The organism is Cupriavidus gilardii (assembly GCF_017598945.1).
Lineage (GTDB): Bacteria > Pseudomonadota > Gammaproteobacteria > Burkholderiales > Burkholderiaceae > Cupriavidus > Cupriavidus gilardii_E.
In genome coordinates this window covers 1-22,177 of sequence record NZ_JAGFTW010000014.1, presented here as the reverse complement: position 1 = coordinate 22,177, position 22,177 = coordinate 1, and the positions used below count along the sequence as shown (strand labels likewise).

The 22,177-nt window shown below is 66.9% G+C and carries 23 protein-coding genes and 1 pseudogene; 15 read left to right on the top strand and 9 right to left on the bottom strand.

From position 1 onward, the window contains the following. Positions 1 to 179 precede the first annotated feature (179 nt). The 3 genes and pseudogenes from J5T34_RS07075 to J5T34_RS07065 all read left to right on the top strand — a co-directional run. The gene (locus tag J5T34_RS07075) at positions 180 to 566 is read left to right on the top strand and encodes a cupin domain-containing protein (protein ID WP_244258750.1); all 387 of its coding nucleotides are present in this window, start codon (positions 180 to 182) and stop codon (positions 564 to 566) included. Then, positions 563 to 1,018 (top strand): carboxymuconolactone decarboxylase family protein, encoded by a 456-nt coding sequence (locus J5T34_RS07070; RefSeq protein WP_208579237.1) that lies wholly within the window; start codon positions 563 to 565, stop codon positions 1,016 to 1,018. The genes J5T34_RS07075 and J5T34_RS07070 overlap by 4 nt, the downstream gene beginning before the upstream one ends. A 43-nt stretch (positions 1,019 to 1,061) precedes the next feature. Further along, positions 1,062 to 1,394, top strand: a pseudogene (locus J5T34_RS07065) (HD domain-containing protein); the annotation flags it as partial. Positions 1,395 to 1,420: 26 nt separating this feature from the next. Here J5T34_RS07065 and arsC read toward each other — a convergent pair. The 4 genes from arsC to J5T34_RS07045 are packed head-to-tail and all read right to left on the bottom strand — an operon-like array spanning position 1,421 to position 3,885. After that, entirely contained in the window at positions 1,421 to 1,849 is a 429-nt protein-coding gene (arsC, locus tag J5T34_RS07060) for an arsenate reductase (glutaredoxin) (RefSeq protein ID WP_208579244.1), read from the bottom strand. Positions 1,850 to 1,869: 20 nt separating this feature from the next. Then, entirely contained in the window at positions 1,870 to 2,946 is a 1,077-nt protein-coding gene (arsB, locus tag J5T34_RS07055) for an ACR3 family arsenite efflux transporter (protein ID WP_208579236.1), read from the bottom strand. Continuing rightward, entirely contained in the window at positions 2,943 to 3,323 is a 381-nt protein-coding gene (locus J5T34_RS07050; protein ID WP_208579243.1) for an ArsR/SmtB family transcription factor, read from the bottom strand. The genes arsB and J5T34_RS07050 overlap by 4 nt, the downstream gene beginning before the upstream one ends. Before the next feature lie 52 nt (positions 3,324 to 3,375). Then, on the bottom strand, positions 3,376 to 3,885 hold the full coding sequence (locus J5T34_RS07045) for a hemerythrin domain-containing protein (RefSeq protein ID WP_208579235.1): 510 nt from the start codon (positions 3,883 to 3,885) through the stop codon (positions 3,376 to 3,378). 26 nt (positions 3,886 to 3,911) lie between these two features. Here J5T34_RS07045 and J5T34_RS07040 point away from each other — a divergent pair, with 26 nt between their 5' ends. Together J5T34_RS07040 and J5T34_RS07035 are read left to right on the top strand one after the other, a co-directional pair. Then, positions 3,912 to 4,313, top strand: coding sequence for a hypothetical protein (locus J5T34_RS07040; RefSeq protein WP_208579234.1), 402 nt, complete (start codon positions 3,912 to 3,914; stop codon positions 4,311 to 4,313). 143 nt (positions 4,314 to 4,456) lie between these two features. Next, entirely contained in the window at positions 4,457 to 4,828 is a 372-nt protein-coding gene (locus tag J5T34_RS07035; protein ID WP_208579233.1) for a hypothetical protein, read from the top strand. 101 nt (positions 4,829 to 4,929) lie between these two features. Here J5T34_RS07035 and J5T34_RS07030 read toward each other — a convergent pair whose 3' ends face one another. Beyond that, positions 4,930 to 5,178, bottom strand: coding sequence for a hypothetical protein (locus tag J5T34_RS07030; RefSeq protein WP_174107750.1), 249 nt, complete (start codon positions 5,176 to 5,178; stop codon positions 4,930 to 4,932). Positions 5,179 to 5,400: 222 nt separating this feature from the next. Beyond that, complete coding sequence (trpS, locus tag J5T34_RS07025; RefSeq protein WP_208579232.1) at positions 5,401 to 6,459, bottom strand: tryptophan--tRNA ligase; 1,059 nt, start codon at positions 6,457 to 6,459, stop codon at positions 5,401 to 5,403. Between the two features lie 303 nt (positions 6,460 to 6,762). Here trpS and J5T34_RS07020 point away from each other — a divergent pair, with 303 nt between their 5' ends. From J5T34_RS07020 to J5T34_RS06995, 7 genes are all read left to right on the top strand, one after another. Continuing rightward, entirely contained in the window at positions 6,763 to 7,686 is a 924-nt protein-coding gene (locus J5T34_RS07020) for a LysR substrate-binding domain-containing protein (RefSeq protein WP_208579231.1), read from the top strand. 187 nt (positions 7,687 to 7,873) lie between these two features. Further along, a complete protein-coding gene (locus tag J5T34_RS07015; protein WP_208579230.1) occupies positions 7,874 to 9,016 on the top strand; it encodes an NAD(P)/FAD-dependent oxidoreductase in 1,143 nt (380 codons plus the stop codon). Next, positions 9,000 to 9,308 (top strand): (2Fe-2S)-binding protein, encoded by a 309-nt coding sequence (locus tag J5T34_RS23900; RefSeq protein WP_244258749.1) that lies wholly within the window; start codon positions 9,000 to 9,002, stop codon positions 9,306 to 9,308. The genes J5T34_RS07015 and J5T34_RS23900 overlap by 17 nt, the downstream gene beginning before the upstream one ends. Next, entirely contained in the window at positions 9,305 to 10,801 is a 1,497-nt protein-coding gene (locus tag J5T34_RS07010; RefSeq protein WP_244258748.1) for an NAD(P)/FAD-dependent oxidoreductase, read from the top strand. Before J5T34_RS23900 ends, J5T34_RS07010 begins: the two co-directional genes overlap by 4 nt. Before the next feature lie 175 nt (positions 10,802 to 10,976). Then, on the top strand, positions 10,977 to 11,942 hold the full coding sequence (locus J5T34_RS07005; protein WP_244258747.1) for a Bug family tripartite tricarboxylate transporter substrate binding protein: 966 nt from the start codon (positions 10,977 to 10,979) through the stop codon (positions 11,940 to 11,942). Positions 11,943 to 12,132: 190 nt separating this feature from the next. Continuing rightward, positions 12,133 to 13,098 carry a Bug family tripartite tricarboxylate transporter substrate binding protein gene (locus J5T34_RS07000; RefSeq protein ID WP_347880639.1) on the top strand — a complete coding sequence of 322 codons (966 nt, stop codon included), beginning with the start codon at positions 12,133 to 12,135 and terminating at the stop codon, positions 13,096 to 13,098. 11 nt (positions 13,099 to 13,109) lie between these two features. Then, positions 13,110 to 14,567 (top strand): N-acyl-D-amino-acid deacylase family protein, encoded by a 1,458-nt coding sequence (locus tag J5T34_RS06995; RefSeq protein WP_208579228.1) that lies wholly within the window; start codon positions 13,110 to 13,112, stop codon positions 14,565 to 14,567. Positions 14,568 to 14,580: 13 nt separating this feature from the next. On the opposite strand, the gene J5T34_RS06990 is transcribed toward J5T34_RS06995, so the two are convergent. Further along, positions 14,581 to 15,486, bottom strand: coding sequence for a LysR substrate-binding domain-containing protein (locus J5T34_RS06990; protein WP_208579227.1), 906 nt, complete (start codon positions 15,484 to 15,486; stop codon positions 14,581 to 14,583). 96 nt (positions 15,487 to 15,582) lie between these two features. On the opposite strand from J5T34_RS06990, the gene J5T34_RS06985 reads away from it, so the two are divergent. Beyond that, positions 15,583 to 17,085: an amidase gene (locus tag J5T34_RS06985; RefSeq protein ID WP_244258746.1), complete on the top strand. Its 1,503-nt coding sequence runs from the start codon at positions 15,583 to 15,585 to the stop codon at positions 17,083 to 17,085. 93 nt (positions 17,086 to 17,178) lie between these two features. On the opposite strand, the gene J5T34_RS06980 is transcribed toward J5T34_RS06985, so the two are convergent. Then, the gene (locus tag J5T34_RS06980) at positions 17,179 to 18,930 is read right to left on the bottom strand and encodes an ABC transporter ATP-binding protein (protein ID WP_244258745.1); all 1,752 of its coding nucleotides are present in this window, start codon (positions 18,928 to 18,930) and stop codon (positions 17,179 to 17,181) included. 235 nt (positions 18,931 to 19,165) lie between these two features. On the opposite strand from J5T34_RS06980, the gene J5T34_RS06975 reads away from it, so the two are divergent. Then, positions 19,166 to 20,128 (top strand): chromate resistance protein ChrB domain-containing protein, encoded by a 963-nt coding sequence (locus J5T34_RS06975; RefSeq protein ID WP_208579239.1) that lies wholly within the window; start codon positions 19,166 to 19,168, stop codon positions 20,126 to 20,128. 20 nt (positions 20,129 to 20,148) lie between these two features. After that, a complete protein-coding gene (locus J5T34_RS06970; RefSeq protein ID WP_244258744.1) occupies positions 20,149 to 21,345 on the top strand; it encodes a chromate transporter in 1,197 nt (398 codons plus the stop codon). A gap of 109 nt (positions 21,346 to 21,454) precedes the next feature. Here the strand turns inward: J5T34_RS06970 and J5T34_RS06965 are convergent, their stop codons facing one another. Beyond that, complete coding sequence (locus J5T34_RS06965; RefSeq protein ID WP_208579224.1) at positions 21,455 to 21,649, bottom strand: hypothetical protein; 195 nt, start codon at positions 21,647 to 21,649, stop codon at positions 21,455 to 21,457. Between the last annotated feature and the right edge of the window lie 528 nt (positions 21,650 to 22,177).

The window sequence follows — 22,177 nt, the reverse complement described above, 5'->3', positions numbered from 1 at the left end:
CTCATGAGGGCTGGGTCTGCCGTGGTACATCAAAATAGATGATTCTTGGTTCTTTTATTTGTACCAGCGCGACACCAGAATGGGAACACCAATCTGGAGAGTGCCTCGTGAAATTCCGATCCTTATTTGCCGCAGCGCGCGTCCTCTGTGCCGCCGCCGTCGCCGCTGTCGCCGTCGCCATGCCGGCCTTCGCGCACGGCGCGGCGGAAACGGTGACCCCGAACTTCCATCAGCCGATTCCCAACATTCCGGGCAAGTCCCTGGTGGCAGTCGAGGTCGACTACGCGCCGGGCGCCGCCTCGCCAGCGCATGTGCATGCGAAGTCTGCGTTCATCTACGCCTACGTCGTCTCGGGCGCCATCGAGTCGCAGGTCAACGATGGACCGAAGCGCATCTACCGCGCGGGCGAGAGCTTCAGCGAGTCGCCAGGCTCGCGCCATCCGGTCAGCCGCAATGCGAGTGCGACCCAGCCCGCGAAGCTGCTGGCCGTGTTCGTCGTCGATACCGGCGACAAGGCACTGACCACCCCGATCCATGCCTCTTCGAACAAGGAGTCGAAGCAATGAGCCAACGTCTGGACTACAACCGAATTGCCCCGGCCGGCATGAAGGCCCTCGGCAGCGCCTACGGCTACGTCATGCAGAGCGACCTGTCCCCCGTGCTGGTCGACCTGGTCTACCTGCGCGTGTCGCAGATCAACAACTGCGCCTACTGCCTCGACATGCATACCCGCGATCTGCTGAAGCGGGGCGTGAAGGTGGAAAAGCTCGCCCTGGTACAGGCCTGGGCCGAGGCCGGCGATCTGTTCGACGAGCGCGAGCGCGCCGCGCTGGCGTGGGCGGAGTCGGTGACGCGTGTCGCGCAGACCGGCGTTCCGGACGCGCACTATCAGGCCGCGCGCGCCGTATTCAACGAACGCGAACTGGTCGACCTGACCATCGCGATCGGCGTGATGAACCTCTACAACCGCATGGCGATCAGCTTCCGCAATACGCCGCAGGCCGTGCTGGCGCAGTAGCGGGCGATCGCAACCATTCAGGAGTCATTCAGGAGTACCGGCCGTGGCCACCCATGACATTGCAGGCATCACGATCCCGGACAGCCGGCTCGCCCGCGCGGCGGCCGAGCTGATTCGCGATACCGAAAGCGACCTGCTGTTTCACCATTCCGTTCGCGTCTATTTCTGGGGCAGCCTGCTCGGACGGCGGCGGCAGCTTCGTTTCGATCCCGAACTGCTCTACGTCGCGTCGATGTTCCACGATATCGGGCTGACATCCCGCTATCAGCACAGCCAGCTGCGCTTCGAGGTCGACGGTGCCAATGCGGCGCGGGACTTCCTGCGCAGCCACGGCATTGCGGAAAGCGACATTGCCACGGTGTGGGCCGCGATTGCAAGGAACGGCGGTCGGCAGGTTGGCGCTCATCGGCTGACCCGTCGACCGTCGGCGTCGATGACCGGCTCGCCGTCTTCCTTCGCAAACGCGCCACGCTGCGGGGACGGCAGGATGTCGAGCACCACTTCCGACGGCCGGCACAGCCGCACCCCTAGCTCGGTGACCACGAACGGGCGATGGATCAGGATCGGGTGGGCCATCATCGCGTCGAGCAGTCGATCGTCGGTCAGCGAGGGGTCGTCGAGTCCCAGCTCGGCATACGGCGTGCCTTTTTCGCGAATCGCTTCGCGCACGCGGAGGCCGGCCTGCCGGATCAGGCCTTCGAGTTCGCTGCGCGTCGGCGGCGTCTTCAGGTACTCGATCACCGTCGGCTCGATGCCGGCATTGCGGATCATCGCCAGCGTATTGCGGGACGTGCCGCAGGCGGGGTTGTGATAGATCGTGACAGTGGACATGACAGCGGACATGACGTTCCTCAGGACGCTTCGTACCAACGTTGGGAGCGGTTGACCACGCCCACCACCAGCAGCATGACCGGCACCTCGATCAGCACGCCGACCACCGTGGCCAGCGCCGCGCCGGACTCGAAGCCGAACAGGCTGATCGCGGTGGCGACGGCCAGCTCGAAGAAATTGCTGGCGCCGATCAGCGCGGACGGGCCGGCGACGCAATGCGCCACGCCCAGCTTGCGATTGAGCAGGTAGGCCAGACCGGAATTGAACACGACCTGGATCAGGATCGGCACCGCCAGCAGCAGGATGATCAACGGCTGTTCGACGATCGCATTGCCCTGAAAGCCGAACAGCAGCACCAGCGTCGCCAGCAGCGCGGCGATCGAATATGGCCCCAGGGCGCCGGTCACGCGCCGGTACGTCGCCGCGCCGCGCGCGAGCAGCAGCTTGCGGATGACCTGTGCGATCCCCACCGGGATCACGATGTACAGCACCACCGAGACGAGCAGCGTGTCCCACGGCACCGTGATCGACGACAGCCCCAGCAGCAGCGCGACCACTGGCGCGAACGCCACCACCATGATGGCGTCGTTGACGGCGACCTGCGACAGCGTGAAATACGGATCGCCCTTGCACAGCTGCGACCAGACAAAGACCATCGCGGTGCAGGGCGCCGCCGCCAGCAGGATCAGCCCGGCCACGTAGCTGTCGAGCTGTTCGGCAGGCAGCCACGGCGCAAACAGATGCCGCACGAACAGCCACGCGAGCAGCGCCATCGAGAACGGCTTGACCAGCCAGTTGACGAACAGGGTCACGCCGATGCCGCGCCAGTGGCCCGCGACCTGACCCATCGCGCCGAAGTCGATCTTGATCAGCATCGGGATGATCATCACCCAGATCAGCAGCCCGACCGGAAGATTGACCTGCGCGGCTTCGATCGCGCCGATTCGCTGAAAGACCCCGGGAACCCATTGGCCCAGCAGGACGCCGGCCACGATGCATAGCGCGACCCAGACCGTCAGATAGCGCTCGAAAACACCGATGCCGCCGGCCGGCGGCATCGTTGCAGCCGGTTTTGCTGCTTGTTCGGCCGCCGTCATGCCTTCGACTCCACGGCTCGCTTGCCGGTCGCGCGCCGATCCAGCGGCGACGACGCCGAGACGGTGGAACAGCCGGACACGGGGGAGCACGGATTGCCGCCGCAGCAGTTGTCGGTCAGATAGCCGAGCAATGCGTTCATCGTCTCGAAGCGGGCCGCGTAGATGATCGAGCGGCCCTCCTGACGACTGCGCAGCAGGCCGGCGCGATGCAATTCCTTCAGATGGAAGGACAGCGACGAGGCCGGCATCTGCATCGATTCGGCGATGCGTCCGGCCGACAGGCCTTCCGGACCGGCCTGGACCAGCATGCGGAAAACGGCCAGCCTCACGGAATGGGCAAGGGCGGAGAGCGCTTCAAGGACGTTATCGGTTTCCATTGTTCGAATATAGTCGAAACATGGAAACCGCGCAACGGGCACGGCACCCGCGTCAAGCCCCGCGGCGCTGCGCCATCCGCTGGCCGATGGCCAGCAAGGTCGGCTCCGGCAACCGGGCCGCGAAGGAAAACACTTCGCGCTCCTCGCGGCCGACGTGCGCCAGATAGCGGGCGGCGAATTGCGCCAGCGCCTCCGGTGCGGGCGCCGCGTCGCCTTGCTGCACGCGTTCGAGCCAAGGTCGGGCCTGTTCCCACAGCGCATCGAGTGCACCGTGATCCTGCTCGAGCGCCTGCATGGCCGCCGTCAGCGCAGGGTCCTGCAGGTCGCGCAGGGCAGGGAACAGATCCTCTTCTTCGTCGGCGTGATGCAGCGGCGCGGCAATCGTGAAGTAGCGGACGATGCCGGCCGCGGCCGTGCGCGCCTGGTCGTCCGCGCCATGCCGGGCGGTGTGTTCGGCAAGCCGGCCGCAGAGCGAGGCAAAGCGCCGGACCTTGTCGTGGCAGGCCGTCAGCAGTTCGATCGGCGATTCGAAGGAGGGGATGGAGGGCGTATTGGGAAGCATGGCAGGGGAAGCATGGCAGGGGAAGCATGGCAGGGGAAGCATGGCAGGCCGATTATCGCGCCATCCGCGCGGGGCCGTGCCGAAGGCCGGTTTTTGCGTCGGGCAGGCAATATTTACCGCCCGACGACGCTCCGTCGATGACCGCACCGCGCGGCAGCCCGGTGGCGCAAGGCTTGCTTGAGTCGATGGCTCAGGCCGATCGGCTCGACTCGACAGCATCGGCCTTCAGCCTTGCCCCACCCTTGCAGGAGAGAAACATGTCCGACGGAAAACTCGGCATCGCCGGGACGACCTTCATTGCCTTTGCCGTGGCCGGACTGGCGCTGGCCGCCTCGATGTACCTGGCGTACCTGGCCGCGCCGCCCAAGGGGCGCGCCCTGATTCGCAATGCCCTCGATCACGATGCGGGGCCAGGTCCGCAAGGCTGATCGGGCCGGCTCGAAGCGCGGCCTCGAACTTTGGCGACAGATGCGATGTCTACCACCGACATCGCCGGGCGCCCGCGCCACGGTGTAACGCCAAGGCCCAGGATCGTCAGGGCCCGCATTCCCGACTTACCTTACGTTCCCCGATGAAGGCGTTGCGCAATCCCAGGTGCCTGCTGGTCGAAAGCCGCTGGTTTGTGCCGCGGCATTTCGACGGGATCAGTCTCGGCCCGCTCGTGCTGCTTCGGCCCGGTGTGTCGGCCGGGCTGATCGCGCATGAACTGGTTCACGTGCGCCAGTTCTGGCGCCGGCCGTTCACGCATGGGCCGCGGTATCTGCTGTCGAAGGCCTATCGGCAGGCCTGCGAGGTCGAGGCCTACCGGGCGCAATTGCAGGCTGCGGGAAGGACGCCATCGCGCATCGCCAATCTGGCGCGCTACCTGGCGACGAAGTACCGCCTCGATCTCGACCAGGAGACGGCGGTGCGGCTGCTTTCCGCCGACGATTCCTCACGGTGACCTCGTATGCCCCGGCGGCACGGGCCAGGGGCGTCGGCGCTGATTCCGGTGGAATGCTGACGCCCTGACCCCGCCGCATGGTCCCGCCTCGCGCCGCTCGGTCAGCCCCGTTTCTCTTCCTCCGGGACACTGAACTGCGCCTTCATCGATTCGATGAAAGGCTGGATTTTCGCCATGCACGCCTCGGCATGCTCGCCTTCCATCGTCGATAGCCCCCAGTTACAGCCGGTCGCGTCGGGCGCCTGGATGCAGATATCGCCGAAGCACGCATCCTTGCACTCCGGCCATTTGGCCTGCTCGGCCCGGATCATGGCGCGGATTTCTGCCTTGTTCTTGATCTGCCTGGTCATCGCTGTCTCCGTCTCGATTTCGATCGGCCGCCATTTGCGCAGGGCTGCGGCAAGGCGGCGGACGTATTGCAGGCACTGCGGTGCTACGGACCAGAGTACGCCGGAATCCGGACGCGCGCGTGACTTTCTGCACGCCTCGTGGCCGGAGAGCGCCTTGCACGACCGTCATGCACGGTGCGGCGCGTCCGGAATTGGCGGTACGGAGACCTGACCGGCCCTGCCTCAGAGCCGGGCAGTGCAGCTGCCGAAGTAGTTCAGGCCCAGCGCCCACTTGACCTCGCTCAGCGTTGCGCCTGCGGTTTCCCGCGCACGCAGCGTTCCTTGCCGCAGGATCTCCAGCACGCCGGCGCGGTCGCGCTCGAACTCGCGCCGCCGCTCGCGAATCGGCGCGATCAGCGCCTGCAAGCGCTCGTCGAGGCGGCGCTTGACGACGCTGTCGCCCAGACCGCCACGGCGATAGTGGGCCTTGAGTTCGTCCACGGCTGCGGTATCCGGCTCGAACGCATCGAGGAACATGAAGACGACATTGCCCTCGACCTGGCCCGGGTCGCTGACCCGCAGATGATTGGGGTCGGTGTACATGTCCTTGACCGCCCTCGAGATTTCGTCCGGCGTGGCGCCCAGCGTGATCGCGTTGCCCAGCGACTTGCTCATCTTCGCCTTGCCGTCGATCCCGGGCAGGCGCGGCACGTGCGACAGCACGGCTTCGCATTCGACCAGTACCTCGCGCCCGACCGTATGGTTGAAGCGGCGCACCAGCTCGTTGGTCTGCTCGATCATCGGCTGCTGGTCATCGCCGACCGGCACGAGCGTCGCCTTGAACGCGGTGATGTCCGCCGCCTGGCTCACCGGATAGGTCAGAAAGCCGGCAGGAATGTCCCGCTCGAAGCCGCGCAGCCGGATTTCTTCCTTGATGGTCGGGTTGCGCTCCAGGCGCGACACCGTCACCAGATTCAGCAGGTATTGCGTCAGCTCGGCCAGTTCCGGCACCTGCGACTGGATGAAGAGGGTCGACTTGTCCGGGTCGATGCCGACGGCGAGATAGTCGAGCGCGACCTCGACGACGTTCTCGGTAACCTTCTGATGCCGGCCGACGTTGTCGGTCATGGCCTGCGTATCCGCGAGCAGCAGAAACTGCTTCGCTTCGTGCTGCAGCTGCACGCGCGAGCGCAGCGAGCCGATGTAGTGACCGAGGTGAAGCGGGCCGGTGGTGCGGTCGCCGGTCAGGATGATGGGTTGGGCAGCGGGGACAGCGGTGGTAGCGGTGGTAGCGGTGGTCATGGACTGGTGCTTCGGGTTGTCGACACCACCAGCCACTGTGCGCAGATACGAAAATGCCGCCAGGAGGCTGGCGGCATCACGTTCTGGAATTGCGTGTGGAAACGGGCCGCCTGAGTCAGGCGCGCCACCAATATTGCCGGGTCGGCGAGTTGGGCTTCGTATCCATGGGGGGCGAGTATAACGCATCCACGCGGCTCGGCCTGCTGCGCCCATACCGCCGATTCTGCTTTCCGGCGGTGTGCATACGGATCTGTTATACCATCGGGCGAATTTGTCTCTTCCTCCGAAGTCCTTACCCCTGGCATGAAGTTCAAGGAAATCAGTGCGTTTCAGGCCGTGATGCGCTCCGGCTCTATGACAGCGGCCGCGGCCGAGCTGTACACCTCGCAGCCGAACGTCAGCCGCATGATCGCGCAGCTCGAGTACTCCACCGGCCTGACGCTGTTCGCGCGCAATGCCGGCCGTCTGACCCCGACCGAAGAGGGCCTGGCCTTCCTGCGGGAGGTGGAGCGCGCATTCGTCGGCCTGGACGCGTTGAAGGACGCGGCGCGCAACATTCGCCAGTTCGGCAAGGGTCGGCTGCGCATTGCCGCGGTGCCGTCGCTGGCGATGACCGTGCTGCCGCTGGTGCTGCAGCGGTTCCATGCCGAGTTTCCCGACGTCAACGTCGCGATGGAAACGGGCAGCACGCAGCTGGTGGCCGATCGGGTCGGCAGCCGCTACTGCGATCTCGGTCTGGTCTCCTTTCTGCCGCCCGCGGCCGTCACCGAAGCGCATCCCATTGCCGAGCTCGCCGGATGTTGCGTGGTGCCGCCGGGGCACCGGCTCGCCGGACACGACGTGATCACGGCCGCCGACCTGGCCGGCGAGTCGTTCATCTCGATGAGCCACGGGGATGGCCTGCGCGCCGCCGTGGACGCGGCCTTCGCCGACGATGACCAGCGCGTGATGCATTTCGAGACGCCGTACGGCGCCACCATCTGCAAGCTGGTCGGCCTCGGACTGGGCGTGGGCATCGTCAATCCGCTGGTGGCCCGCGCGCATGCGGCCGAAGTCGTGGCGCGCCCGTTCCAGCCCGCCATTCCGTTCGTCAGCTATCTGCTGCTGGCCCGCAACCGCCCGGTCAACGTGCTGGTGGACCGGTTCACCGAGCGGATGAAAGCGGTCATCGATGCCGAAATGGCGTCCCTGCCGCCGGGCCTATCAGGTTTCTGCATGGGAGCCTGACAGACTCGTATTTGCCGCTGCGGCGCACGCGCCGCATACTCGCTCGAACCGACACACCGGGGCCCATCGAAGCCGATCGACGATCGACGATCGGGCGATCCCACCGGTGGCATCACGATTCTTGCGAGACCCACATGAGATTGAGCAGGGCCCAGGGCCCGCATTTTCCGCTTCGGAGGCGCGTCTGATGCCCGCAGCCTCCACCTCCCGATATCCGCTGTTCGACGTCGCCGTGGTCGGCGGCGGCCTGGTCGGCTCGGCGCTTGCATACGGGCTGCGCCAGCATGCCGGTTCGGTCGCCGTGCTGGACGAGGGCGATGTCGCGCTGCGGGCCTCCCGCGGCAATTTCGGCCTGGTCTGGCTGCAGAGCAAGGGCTACGGCATGGGCGCGTACAGCCGCTGGACGCTCAAGTCCACGCGGCTGTGGCCGACGCTGGCAGCCGACCTGCTGCAGGAGACCGGCATCGACGTGGCGCTCGAGCAGAAGGGCGGGCTGACGCCCCTGATGGGCGACTACGAGATCGAGGCCCGACTGGCATGGGTCAACACGCTGATGTCGCAGCCGGACGTCGAGCCCTATGAGTGGAAGCTGCTGGATCACCACCAGGCCGCTTCGCTGGTGCCGGGCCTCGGGTCCGATGTCACCGGCGCCATCTGGACGCCGCACGACGGCATCGTCAATCCGCTGAAGCTGCTGCGTGCGTTCCATACCGCCTTCAGCACCAGTGGCGTGCAATACCTGCCGCATCACGGCGTCACCGACATCGTGCAGCAGGCAGGCGGGGAATTCGTGCTGACCACCGCCAACGGGGTGGTGCGGGCGCGCAAGGTCGTGCTGGCCGGTGGCCTGCGCAATGGCGATCTGGGCCGCATGGTCGGCATCGATCTGCCGATGGCCCCGCAACGCGGCCAGATCCTGGTCCTCGAACGCACGCGCCGGCTGCTCGATACGCCGATGGTCACGCTGCGGCAGAACGACGAAGGCAGCTGGCTCGTCGGCGATTCGCAGGAAGACGCCGGCTACAACGATCAGGTCACCACGCTGCCCGTGCTGGCCACGCTGGCCGACCGCGCCGTGCGTACCTTGCCCGCGCTGCGCGATGTGCGTGCGGTACGCGCCTGGTCCGCGCTGCGCGTGCGGGCCAAGGACGGATTTCCGGTCTACGAGCAATCGAGCACGCATCCTGGCGCGTTCGTCGTGACTTGCCACAGTGGCGTGACGCTGGCCGCAACGCATGCGCTGAACCTGGCCCCCATGATCGCCGCGGGGCAGCTGCCGCCCGAGCTGGCGACTTTCTCGACCCGGAGGTTCCATGTTCCGAAGAATTGATGCGGCTGTCCTGCAAGCGACAGAGCGCAAGGTGCGGGTCACGGTCGATGGTGCCGCCCTGGAATGCCGCGAGGGCGACAGCGTCGCCGCGGCCTTGTTTGCCGCCGGCGTGCTCGCATGCCGGGACACCGCCGTCTCCGGCGCGGCGCGCGGGCCGTACTGCATGATGGGCGTCTGCTACGACTGCCTCGTGCGTATCGATGGCCGGCCCAACCAGCAGGCATGCATGACGCCTGTGCGAGAGGGCATGAAGGTGGAACGCCAGCCTGGCGCGCGCGAGGTGGCGGCATGAACATCGACATCACGACCTGCGACCTGCTGGTGGTCGGCGCCGGCCCCGCGGGCCTGGCCGCCGCGACACGCGCCGCCGGGCTGGGCCTGTCGACGGTGCTGATCGACGAGCAACCGGCGCCGGGCGGACAGATCTATCGCGCGATCGGCAACACGCCGGTGCGCAATCGCGCGATTCTGGGCGAAGACTACTGGCACGGCCAGAGCCTGCTCGAGCCATTTGCGCGAAGCGGGGCCCGGCACCTGTCCGCCGCGACAGTGTGGTCGATCAATGCCCTCGAAGGGGAAGCGGCTGCCGGTGCCGAAGGGCAGGGCGAGGGCAGGCGCGCCGTCTTCGAGGTCGCCTATTCGGTGGCCCGTCCCGGCCAGGACCCGCAGGCCGCGCTGCTGCATTGCCGCCATATCGTGCTGGCCACCGGCGCGCAGGAGCGGCCGTTTCCGATTCCCGGCTGGACATTGCCCGGCGTGATCACCGCCGGCGCGGCGCAGATCCTGCTCAAGACGTCGGGCGTCGTGCCGGAGGGCCGCACCGTGCTGGCCGGCGGCGGCCCGCTGCTCTATCTGCTGGCGTGGCAGTACCTGAATGCCGGCGTGAAGCTCGAAGCGATTCTCGAAACCACCGACAGCGGGCAATGGCGCAAGGCGCTGCCGCACGCCTGGGGCTTCCTGCGTTCGCCTTATCTGGGCAAGGGGCTGAAGCTGCTGCGCGCGGTGCGCAGGGCCGTGCCCATCGTCAACGGCGTGACGGCGCTCGAGGCGCTGGCCGGTGCCGACGGCAAGGTTGCCGAATTGCGCTATGAGGCCGGTGGCCAGAGCCGCAAGATGGCGGTCGACCAGCTGCTGCTGCATCAGGGCGTGGTGCCCAATACCAACCTGTCGCGCGCGGTCGGCGCCGAGCATGCGTGGAACGAGCGGCAGGACTGCTGGGAGCCCGCGGTCGATGCCTGGGGCGCGACCTCGGTGCCGCACCTGACGATTGCGGGCGACGGCGCCGGCATCGCCGGCGCGGTGGCCGCCGAGCATCGCGGCCGGATCGCGGCGCTGCATGCCGCCGCCGATCTGGGCCGGATCGACCTCGCGACGCGCGACAGGGAAGCAGCGGCACATCGCACCGCGCTGACCCGGGCGACCCGCGGCCGCGAGTTCTTCGAGGTCCTGTACCGCCCCCTGGCGCAGTTCCGGCGTCCGGTGGGCGACACCATCGTCTGCCGCTGCGAGGAGGCCACCGCCGAACAGGTGCGGCACGCCGCGCGCATCGGCTGCCAGGGCCCGAACCAGCTCAAGGCATTCCTGCGCTGCGGCATGGGCCCTTGCCAGGGGCGCTTCTGCGGGCTGACGGTTACCGAGCTGATCGCGGACGAACAGCAGCGCCATCCGCGCGACGTCGGCTACTACCGGCTTCGCTTTCCGACCAAGCCCGTAACGCTTGGCGAGATTGCGACGCTGCCGCAGACGCAGGCTTCGCGCGAAGCGGTGGTGCGCTTCAAGAAATGAATCGCCACATGGCGATGCGAACTGCCGGCCTGCACGACAGGCCGGTATGAATACAGCAACACCACAATAAACGAGCAAGGCCGGATCGCCTCGCGGCATGCCGCGTCTTGCCGATTGCACCAGCACAGCGACGAAACCTGAGAGCACTCCCCAAACTATCTATCGAGGTTCAACCATGGCGTTTTCCAAGATTGTCCCGGCTCTCGCCCTCGCACTGGCCGCCACCCATGGCATCGCGCAGGACTTGCCCCAGGGCCCCATCCGGATGCTGGTCGGCTTTGCGCCCGGCGGCGGCAACGATGTGATTGCCCGCCTGGTTTCGACGCAGTTTCAGTTGAACACCAAGACCACCGTCGTGGTGGAAAACAAGCCCGGCGGCGGCAGCACGATCGCGACCGCCGAGATGACGCGCGGCAAGCCCGATGGATCGGTGCTGTTGCTCGGTTCGGTGGGCGGGCAGGCGATTGCGCCGTCGATCTACAGCAAGCTGCCGTACGACCCCGTCAAGGGCGTGCAGCCGGTTTCGCTCGTGGCCAAATCGGCCAATGCGCTGGTGGTGAACAACGACCTGCCGGTCAAGACCGTGCAGGAGCTGGTCGCGTATGCCAAGGCCAATCCGGGCAAGCTCAACGTGACGTCGCCGGGCAACGGCACCATCTCGCACCTGTCGGCCGAACTGTTCAAGAGCATGGCGGGCGTCTCGATCACGCACATTCCCTACCGTGGCGACGCGCCGGCAATGCAGGACGTGATGGCCGGCCAGGCCCAGATGACGTTCGCCAGCCTGCCGTCGGCGAAGGCCGGCGCCGACTCCGGCAAGGTGCGCATCCTCGCGGTGACCAGCACCAAGCGCGTGGAAACCATGCCGAACGTGCCGACCATCGCCGAGTCGGGCGTGCCCGGCTATGAGGTCGTGTCCTGGTACGGCGTGTTCACCACGGGCGGCACGCCGATGCCGACGGTCAACCGCCTCGCGCAGGAAATCGCCGCGGTGATCGCCCAGCCCGCCATCCGCGATTCGATCGCCAAGCAAGGCATGGAGCCGAGCGCGCTCGGTCCGGTCGAGTTCACGCAGCTGGTCAATCACGACACGCAGAAGTGGGCCAAGGTCGTGAAGACGGTGGGCATCAAGCTGGACTGAACGGCTTGCGGGCCATCGCCCGGCGCGGCGCCGGGCGTGGCCGGGGTTGTGGCCGGGGTGCTGGCCAAGGTTGTGCCCCCGGCGATTCATTCCGTGCCGGAATACATCGCCGAAAAAACTTCACGCCCGGCGCGGCACGCTACTCCATACTCGCTTCATCATTGAACCGCAGCGATCGTGGAGGAGCACCGTGAGAATTGCCTTTGCATGGGTCTTGATGGCGGGTGCGATCGGCATGTCAATGCCGTCGGCACAGGCGGCGTGGCCGGAAAAGCCGATCAAGCTGATCGTGCCCACAGCGGCAGGGGGCGCGCCCGACATCGTCGCGCGCCTGTTCGGCGATGCCTTGTCCAAGCGGCTGGGCCAGGCCATCGTGGTGGAAAACCGGCCCGGCGCCGGCGGCAACATCGGCATGCAGGCATTGCTGCAGGCACCGGCGGACGGCTACACCATCGCCTACGGCAACAACGCCACGCTGGCGACCAATCGGTTCCTCTATAGCCGGCTGCCATACGATCCCGACAAGCTGGTACCCATCGTCGGGCTGGTGACCACCTTCAATATCCTCGCGGTCAACAACGCGCTGCCGGTGAAATCGGTGCGGGACCTGATCGCCTATGCGCAGGCCAATCCCGGCAAGCTGTCGATGGGCTCGGCCGGCAACGGCACGACGAGCCATCTGGGCGGCGAGTTGTTCAAGACCCTGGCCCATCTCGATATCGAGCACGTGCCCTACAAGGGCAGCACCCCGGCGCTGCAGGACCTGGTCGGCAACAACGTGCAACTGATGTTCGACAACGTGCCGTCGATCGGGCCCTACGTCAGCAGCAACAAGGTGCGCGCGCTGGCCGTGACATCGACCCGGCGCTCACCGCATTTCCCGCAGGTGCCGACCATGGACGAAGCCGGCATCAAGGGCTACGAACTGACCGCGTGGGCCGGTTTGGTCGGTGCGCCGGGCATGCCGGCCGAGGTGGTCGACCGACTCAATCGCGAGGTCAACGCGGTGATCCGCGACCCCGGCTTTCGTGCGCAGCTGGACCGGCTCTCGTTCGAGCCGCTCGGCGGGTCGCCGCGCGATTTCCAGGCGCTGGTGACATCCGAGACCGCGAAGTTCGGCGAGCTGGTGCGCAAGAGCGGCGCCAAGGTCGATTGAGGGCCAGGCGCATGCCATCTCATTACGACCTGATCATCCGCAACGGCGACCTGATCGACGGCAGCGGCGCACCGCGGCGCGCTGCCGACGTGGCGGTGCGCGACGGCATCATCGCTGCGATCGGCATCGGTCCCGAGGCTACCGCCGACGAGGTGGTCGATGCCGCCGGCATGGTCGTCGCGCCCGGATTCATCGACACCCACACGCACGACGACTGGATGGTCTTCCAGTCGCCGGAGATGCTGCCCAAGGTCACGCAGGGGGTCACCACGATCATTGCGGGCAACTGCGGCATCAGCCTGTTTCCCCTCGTCACCGACACGATTCCGCCCGCGCCGCTCGACATCATGCGCGGCGGTTTCGTATTCGAGTCGGTGCGGGCCTACCGCGAGGCGTTCGCCGCCAGGCCCGCGGCCGTCAACGTGTCGGTGCTGGTCGGTCAATCGACGCTGCGCGCGCGCCATGTTGCGCAGCTGGGACGTCCCGCGCGCGACGACGAGATCGAATGCATGCGGCGCGACGTGGAGCAAGCCCTGATGGAAGGCGCCATCGGCGTTTCCACGGGCACGTTCTATCCGCCCTCGGCGGCGGCACCGGAGCTGGAGATCCTGCGCATGTGCGAGCCGATGCAGCGCCTGGGCGGCGTGCTCGTCTCGCATATGCGCGACGAAAGCGACCGGGTGGCCGAGGCGATCGACGAGACGGCGCGGCTGGGCAGGGCGCTCAATGTGCCCACCGTGATTTCGCACCACAAGCTGGTCGGCAAGCGCAATCATGGCCGCAGCCGCGAGACGCTGGCGCAGGTGCGCGAGCTGTCGCGCACCATGCCGCTCTGCATGGATTGCTATCCGTACGCGGCGTCGTCCACCATGCTGCGCCCGGAACGCGTGGACCAGTGCGACCGGATCCTGATCACGTGGTCGGCCTCCCATCCGGAAGCCGCCGGCCGCTATCTGGAGGACCTGGCGCAGGAATGGCAGCGCTCGCGGCGCGAGGTCGCCGAGGCCTTGCTTCCCGGCGGCGCGGTGTACTTCATCATGAATGAAGGCGATGTGCGCGACATCCTCAGCTACCCGGACACGATGATCGGCTCCGACGGCATTCCGTCCGACGAAACGCCGCATCCCCGGCTGTGGGGCACCTTCCCGCGCGTGCTGGGACTGTACTCGCGCGATCTCGGGCTGTTCCCGCTCGAGCGTGCCGTCCACAAGATGACCGGTCTGCCCGCGCAGCGCTTCGGGCTCGAGGGGCGGGGGCATCTGGCCGTGGGCAAGGTCGCGGACATTACGGTGTTCGACCCGGCGACCATCCGCGATTGCGCGACCTTCGATGCGCCCACGCAGCCTTCGGTGGGCGTGCGCGACGTGTTCGTGGCGGGGCAGGCAACGCTGCGCGGCGGCACGCCTGCCGCCAATCGGCCCGGCCGCTTCGTGACGTCGACCCTCGTCAGGTCGCGCGCGCCGGCGTGAGCGGATGCCCGAGTCAGTTCCCGTCGGCTCTTGCGGTCTGCAGCAGCCAGTCGAGGAAGGTGACCAGGGTAGGGTTGGCGCGCTTCTCGTCGAGGCAGACGAAGTAGTACGACTTCGGCGACAGATAACTGGTGTCCGACAGCCGTATCAGCCGGCCGGCCCGCAGATCGTCGCCGGCGACAAATTCCGGCAGCAGCGCGACGCCCATGCCGCTGACCGCGGCCTGCAGGCCCATGGTCAGCAGGCCGTAGCGAGGACCGTCTCCAGGCCTGGCGACCTTGGCCCCGATCTGTGCGAGATAGGCTGGCCACGCATCCAGTGCGGTGTGTTGGTGAAGCAGAGGCATCTGCCGCAGCGCCTGCGACAGCGATCCGCCGCGCGGCATTCTGTCCGGTGCGCACACCGCGAACAGCTCCAGCGGCATGACCTCGACGCCGAAGTGTCCGGGCGGCGGGCCGGCGCAGTACATGATGGCCGCGTCCAGGTCGCTGTGGGGCAGGTCGACCGGGCCGACCTTGGTGGTGATGTTCAGCTGGATCTGCGGATGCTGCTTGGCAAACTGCAGCATGCGCGGCAGCAGCCAGATATTGCCCAGCGAGACCGGCACCGACAGGTCGAGCCGGCCGCCGGAACCGCGGCCCGTGAGCACTTCCAGCGTGGCTTCCTCGAGCAGGTTCAGTACCTGCCTGACGCGCTTGAGGTATTGCGCACCGGTCGCCGTCGCGACGACGCCCCCCTTGCGGCGGTCCAGCAGTCGCACGCCCAGAAAGGTCTCCAGCTCGGTCAACTGCTTGCTGACGGCGCTCTGCGTCAGGCACAGCTCCTCGGCCGCTTCCGTCAGGCTTCCGTTGCGCACGGTGGCTTCCAGGGCGACCAGGTTGGCAAGGGCAGGCAGGTTCCGGCTGGTGGTGCTTTTCATCGGGACATCCTTGGGCGGTCGGCAGGCTTCAGTGCGATTGCTGCAGGCACGGCTTGCACATTGTCGTTCATCTATTCCGTGAGGGAAACCAATACGATGACGGATCGTTCCACGATGCCGGCCGGGCCGGCGGCCATCGGCAAGACAGGACCAGCATGCGGTCTCTTCCAACTGCCGATCGTCGAACTGGCGTGCCGCATGGACGCCGGCACGCTGACGGCGGAAGAACTGGTAGCGGGGCATCTTGCGCGCATCGACGCGTTCGACCGCGCCGGACCCGCGATCAACGCGATCAGCCAACTGCATCCCGACGCGCTGCGCGACGCCGTGCGGCTCGACCGCGAACGGCGGCTGCGTGGGGCCAGGGGCCCGCTGCACGGCATTCCGATGGTGGTCAAGGACAACATCGACACGGCGGGCTTGCCGACCACGGCAGGCTGCGCGGCATTGCACGAGGCGCTGCCCGCCGCCGACGCGCCCGTCGTGGCACGATTGCGCGCCGCCGGCGCGATCGTGCTGGGCAAGGCCAATATGTCGGAGCTTGCGGCTTCCAATGGACGCTTCGGCTACAGCTCGGCGAGCGGCCTCACCTTGAATCCGTACCGGCTCTCCCGCAACGCCAGCGGGTCCAGCAGCGGCACGGGCGCGGCGGTCGCGGCCGGTCTTGCGGTGTTCGGACTCGGCACCGACTCGTTCGGCTCGGTGCGCGGCCCGGCCTGTGTGCATGCGCTGGTCGGTGTTCGCCCAACGCATGGCCTGGTGGACACGGCCGGCGTGCTGCCTTTGGCGCAGTCCTTCGATACGGTCGGGCCCCTGGCGCGCACGGTCGACGACGCCGCGCTGGTGCTGGCGGCGCTGGCCCCGGAAGCGGGCATCGGCGGCACGCACGAACGCCTTGCCGGCCGGCGGCTCGGCATCGTGATGGACTTCAACGGTGGCAACGACGAGATCGACGCGCTGTTTTCGCGGGCCTGTGCGGACCTCGTCGACGCCGGCGCGCTGACCGTGCCGGTCGCGCTGCCGGCCGCGGCGCGCCACCTGTACGAGCGTGTGCTGGGCGATATCGCACGCAGCGAATGGGCGGTGCAGCTCGACCGCTATCTGGCTCGAATGCCATCGCCTTGCCCGCAGGACACCGCGGCGCTATTGGCGCGGATCGATGCGCAATGGGGCGATGGATCACGGCGCCGACCGAATCCGCTGACGATTGCCGCGCTGCGCCACGCGCTGCAAACGCGCGACGAGCCGCCACGCGTCGGCCTGTCCGCGGCCCGCGCTTTCGGCACGGCGCTTGCCGGCCTGATGGAGTCCAACAGCTGCGCCGCGCTGGTCTTCCCTACGCTGGCGTGCCCGGCGTCGCCGCGTTTCGACCTGGACGACCCGAGCTACCGCTGCCGGGCTTCCCATCCGCTTGCGGCGATGCACATGGCCAGCGCGGCCGGCTTTCCCGAGATCAGTGTGCCGATGGGCTGGACCGAGGCCGGCGTGCCCGCGGGGCTGTCGCTGCTGGGCCGTGCCGGCGACGACCGCCTGCTGCTCGGCATCGCGCGCGATTTCGAGGCGGCAACGCGGCATCGGCGAGCGCCGGCCTTGTGGTAGCGGGCCGCGCGGCCCAGGTCGGTCTGCAGCGCAGCAGAAGCACGGGCTCACGCCGAACGCTCGTCAGGGCAACGAAAAAGGGAACGTCGTTCATCATCCATGCGCCCGCCTTGCCAGCACCTCGTCGCGCGGACCTGCATCGACCACACTGCCGCCCTCCATCACGACGATGGTGTCGAAGCGTGCCAGCAGGCTGGGCCGATGCACCGAGGCGACGATGCAGGCGGAAGGGAAGGCGGCGTGCATGCGGTCGAATACCCGGCCCTCGGCCTTCGGATCGAGGGCGCTGGTGGGTTCGTCGAGCAGCAGGATGGAGCTGCCTCGCGCCGCCAACCCGCCGCGCGCCAGAGCCAGTCGCTGCCGCTGCCCGCCGGAGAGGTTGCCGCCGCGCTCGCTGATGGCGCTGTCCAACCCATCGGGCAGGCGCTGCAACACCTCGTCGAACCCGCCGGTATGCACCGCGGATTGCAGCGCTGCGGCGTCGACCGGCTCGCCGAACGTCAGATTCTCTTCCACGCTGGCCTCGAACACCTCGGCCTCCTGCGGGATCAGCGTGGCCAACGTGCGCAGCTCGGTCCAGTCGATCGCCGCGCCATCGCGCCGCAGCTCGCCCTGTTGCGGCCGATAGAGACCGGCGAGCGTGCGAAGAAGCGTGCTTTTGCCGCCGCCGCTCGGGCCGATCAGCGCTACACGTGCGCCGCGCCGCAGCGTCAGATTGACGCCGTGCAGGCCGCCCCGCGCATCGTCGCCGTAGCGCCAGCCAACGTCGCGCAGTTCCAGCGTCTGCCAGGGCGCGTCGGGAACCACGGCGGGCACGGCTTCATCGGGATCGCCGGGCGCCCGCCAGATCGGCTCGGCGCTGCCGTAGTCGGTGTGCATGCGCGCAAAGCTCTGGAAGTTCGCGGCCATCGAGCCGACCACGGATGCGGCCTGCTGCGCATACTGGTAAATCATGAAGACGGTGCCGAGCGGTACCACCTGACCCGGCTGGCGCTCCTGCAGCACGTACATCACGACAAGAATCCAGGTCAGCCCCATACCGAGCAGATCCACCGCAAACCACTTGCCTTCGTTGACCATGACCGCACGGCGCAGCGGGGCCATGATCCTCTCCATTCGCCGGCCCAGCAGCTTGCGCGAGGCCGCCTGCAGCCGCAGCCCGATCACCGTACCGGCATTGCCGACAAAGTCGAGCAGGGCGGACACATAGCGACGCTCCGCATCGTTCTCCGCCCGAGCCAGCTGCATCAATGCGCGGTCGAAACGCAGGATGATCAGCGCGATCAGCACGTAGCCGGTCACCGCGATCGCGCCGCTCACGCGCGACAGCAAGGTCAGCGCAACCAGCGGCCCGATGAAGTTGAAGAGGTTCTGCAGGTAGACGAACTGGTTCTGCGCAAAGTCGGACAGCGCCCGGCTCGATTGCACGACGCGATGCTGCAGATCGCCCGAATGCCGTCCATCGCGCCATGCCAATGGTGCCGCCGCGATGCGCGCATAGAGCTGGTCGCTGAGCCGCTCGCGCACCCGCACGCCAACGTTGCGCTCCAACACCCGTCCCGGGCCGTGCACCAGCCATGACAGCAGATAGATGCCGATCAGATAGACGATCCAGCGGCCCGCCGCGGCGAGGTTGTCCTGCTGCAGCGCGTTGATCGCCTGCGCCGCCAGCCACGGCATCACGAGCCGCAGCAACTGCGCCGCCGCCAGCAAGCCCGATGCGCCGACCAGCTGCGTCCGCACACCGTGCGCATGGCGCCAGAGCGCGCGGTACAGCTCTCGCGCTGCGCTGCCGAGTCCCATGGCGGCCGGTCGGGCAGGGGAGGCGGAATCGAACTCCGTCATGCGGTAATGGCTCCTTTGACGTTTAGGGGGATGGATTGGAAGCCGGGAGTCTAGCGTGCCGCGGCATCACGATGCCCGCCGTTTCCGCACATTGCGGGATGACCGAAGCGTTCGATGACGTCGGGCACCGTACGAGCGGGCCTTGGCATGGCGACTTTGTTGAGTGCAATTTGGATCACTATGTAGAGTAATCTACAGGCTTGCAGCGATGCAAACGTGTGCATATGCTGCCGGCATGACTGCGGCTTCCGACCCCTGGCTTCTTCTGATCGTCAGCCTGCCGACCGCAGGCGCGACCATGCGCATGCGCATCTGGCGTGCCGTCAAGGCGCTGGGTTGCGCGGCGCTTCGCGATGGCGCCTATCTTCTGCCGGCGGGCTCGAAGCAAGCGTCGCAGTTGCGCGAGCTGGCCGATGCCACGCTGCAGGAAGACGGCCATGCCTGGGTGCTCCACGTTCAGGCACCAAGTCCCGAAGAGGCAATGGCGTACCGGGCGCTGTTCGACCGTTCCTCCGACTATGCGGAGTGGCTGGCCGAACTTGCCGAGGCTCGCAAGACGCTGCCGACGCTTGCCGCTGCCGAACTGACGCGGGCCCATCGGCGCCATGCGCGTACCTATGAGGCCATCCGGCAGATCGATTTCTTTCCCAACGAAGCTTCCATCCAGGCCGCGGCGCAATGGCGAGACTTTGCGGCGGCGATCGAGGCCATCCAGTCGCCCGGCGAGCCGAGCCCAGGGGGAGGGAACATCGCTCGGCGAGATCGGGCGCAGTATCAGGGACGGCTGTGGGCGACCCGCCAGCATCTGTGGGTCGACCGCGTGGCCAGCGCCTGGCTGATCCAGCGCTTTATCGATCCGCACGCCCGCTTCGCGTGGCTGGAAAGTCCGGCCGACTGTCCGGCCGAGGCGCTCGGTTTTGATTTCGACGGCGCCACCTTTACCCATGTGGGGGACAAGGTGTCGTTCGAGGTGCTGCTGGCAAGCTTCGGCCTGGATGACGATCGCGGCCTCGCTCGCCTCGGATCCATGATCCATGCCCTCGATGTCGGCGGCCTGACCGTGCCGGAGGCTGCTGGCTTCGAGGCCATCGTGGCCGGTGCGCGCAAGCGTCTGACGGATGACGACGCCTTGCTGGGCGAAGTCGGCACGGTGCTCGACTCGCTGTATGCCCATTTCGGCGCCGGCCGCAAAGCATGACCTCGCTTCAGGGACCCTCGATGACCACTCCGCAATCGGCCGAGGCCGCCCCTGGCGTCAACGGACCCAGCTACACCCTCTGGCAACTGGTCCGCTATTTCCTCCGCCTCGGCACGCTCGGCTTCGGCGGTCCCGTCGCGTTGGCCGGCTATATGCATCGCGATCTGGTCGAAACGCGGCAATGGATTACCGAGGCGGACTACAAGGAAGGCCTGGCGCTGGCACAACTGGCGCCAGGCCCGCTGGCCGCGCAATTGGCGATCTATCTGGGCTACGTGCACTACCGCATTGTCGGCGCGACGCTGATCGGCATCGCGTTCGTGCTGCCGTCGTTCGTGATGGTGGTGGCGCTCGGTTGGGCCTATGTGCGCTTCGGCGGGCTGACGTGGATGCAGTCGGTGTTCTACGGGGTCAGCGCGGCCGTGATCGGCATCATCGCCATCAGCGCTTACAAGCTCACCACCAAGAGCGTCGGCAAGGACAAATTGCTGTGGGCGGTCTATCTCGTGCTGGCGGCGGTCACGGTCGTCACGGAATCCGAGATGGCGTGGCTGTTTCTGGCAGCGGGCGTGCTGGTCTGGTTCTGGCGGGCACCGCCGAAGTGGATTCGATCGAACAGATTGAACGCGGTGGCTGCGGTTCCGATGCCGATGGTCAGCGGCATGCTGGCTACGATCGATTGGCCGCTGCTTTCACAGATCGGACTGTTCTTCGCCAAGGCCGGCGCCTTCGTCTTCGGCTCCGGACTGGCCATCGTGCCGTTCCTGTACGGCGGCGTGGTCACGGAACACCAGTGGCTCAACGAAAGGCAGTTCGTCGACGCGGTAGCCGTGGCGATGATCACGCCGGGACCGGTCGTCATCACCGTGGGTTTCATCGGCTATCTGATTGCCGGATTGCCCGGCGCATGCGTGGCCGCGGTCGCCACCTTCCTGCCGTGCTACCTGTTCACGATCCTGCCGGCGCCGTACTTCAAGAAATACGGCAAGCTGCCCGCGATCCTGGCGTTCGTCGACGGCGTGACGGCCGCCGCGATCGGGGCCATTTCCGGCGCGGTGATCGTGCTGGCCAAGCGTTCGATCGTCGATGTTCCCACCGCCCTGGTGGCGCTGATTACCGTCGTGTTGCTGCTCAAGTTCAAGAAGCTGACGGAACCCGTGATTGTCGCCGGCGCCGCCGTGATCGGCCTGGTGGCATATCCGCTGCTGCATCACTGAGCTGGCCCATCGTCGTGTGCCGTGGGAGCCGTTGCGCTTGCCCCATCAGATCGAAGGCTCGCACGTCGAGCCGACGAACTGACATGCAAGACCGACGCGTGCTACCCGGTCACGGGCCGGGATAGCCGGTCGATGCCGTGAGCCGGTCGAGACGGCGGTGCGGGGTGAAGAACGCGCAGTGGCGTCGATCGGCCTGTGCCAGATTGCGGCGTGACCGGTTGTCGAGCAATTGGGAAATCCACGCGACATTGTCCGGCGGCAGCAATGCAATCGAAACCGTTGATGCGGGTTGCGACGACTGCAACGGAACTGGCCGGTGAGTGGCTGTACTGAACCGGCAGATGCGGCAGTGTGGAGGGAAACGCTCGTGTCGGCGCCGGCGCTCAGTCCTGCAGCGGGCGGGAGACCGGCGCCCAGGGCAGCATTGGGCTGGGGCATGGTGCTCTTGGATAACAGCAAAAGGGGATGACGACAGGGGGATAACGGCAGGGGGATAACGGCAGGGGGATAAACAGGATCGCCGGACGCAGTCGACTTGTCGGAGGCTGCTGGGGCAAGCAAACCGCTGTCCCGACGGCGAGTCGCACGATAGTGCCAAGCCCATTGCCATGTCTTTTGCGGAGGAACGGGCTTTTTTCGGCTCTATCCCATTGCACGTTCTCATGGCGTGCCTGGAATCGGCCGCGCGCCAAGGAATACGCTCACCGTTGTTTTGCGTAATTTTGTTACTCACGCACTGACGGCGTGACGCTGCTTGTCGCTTGCCTAGTAACAAATTTAGTTGAACAAACGTTGCAGAAAATTGTTACTGCGTTGAACGGTTCAACTTAAA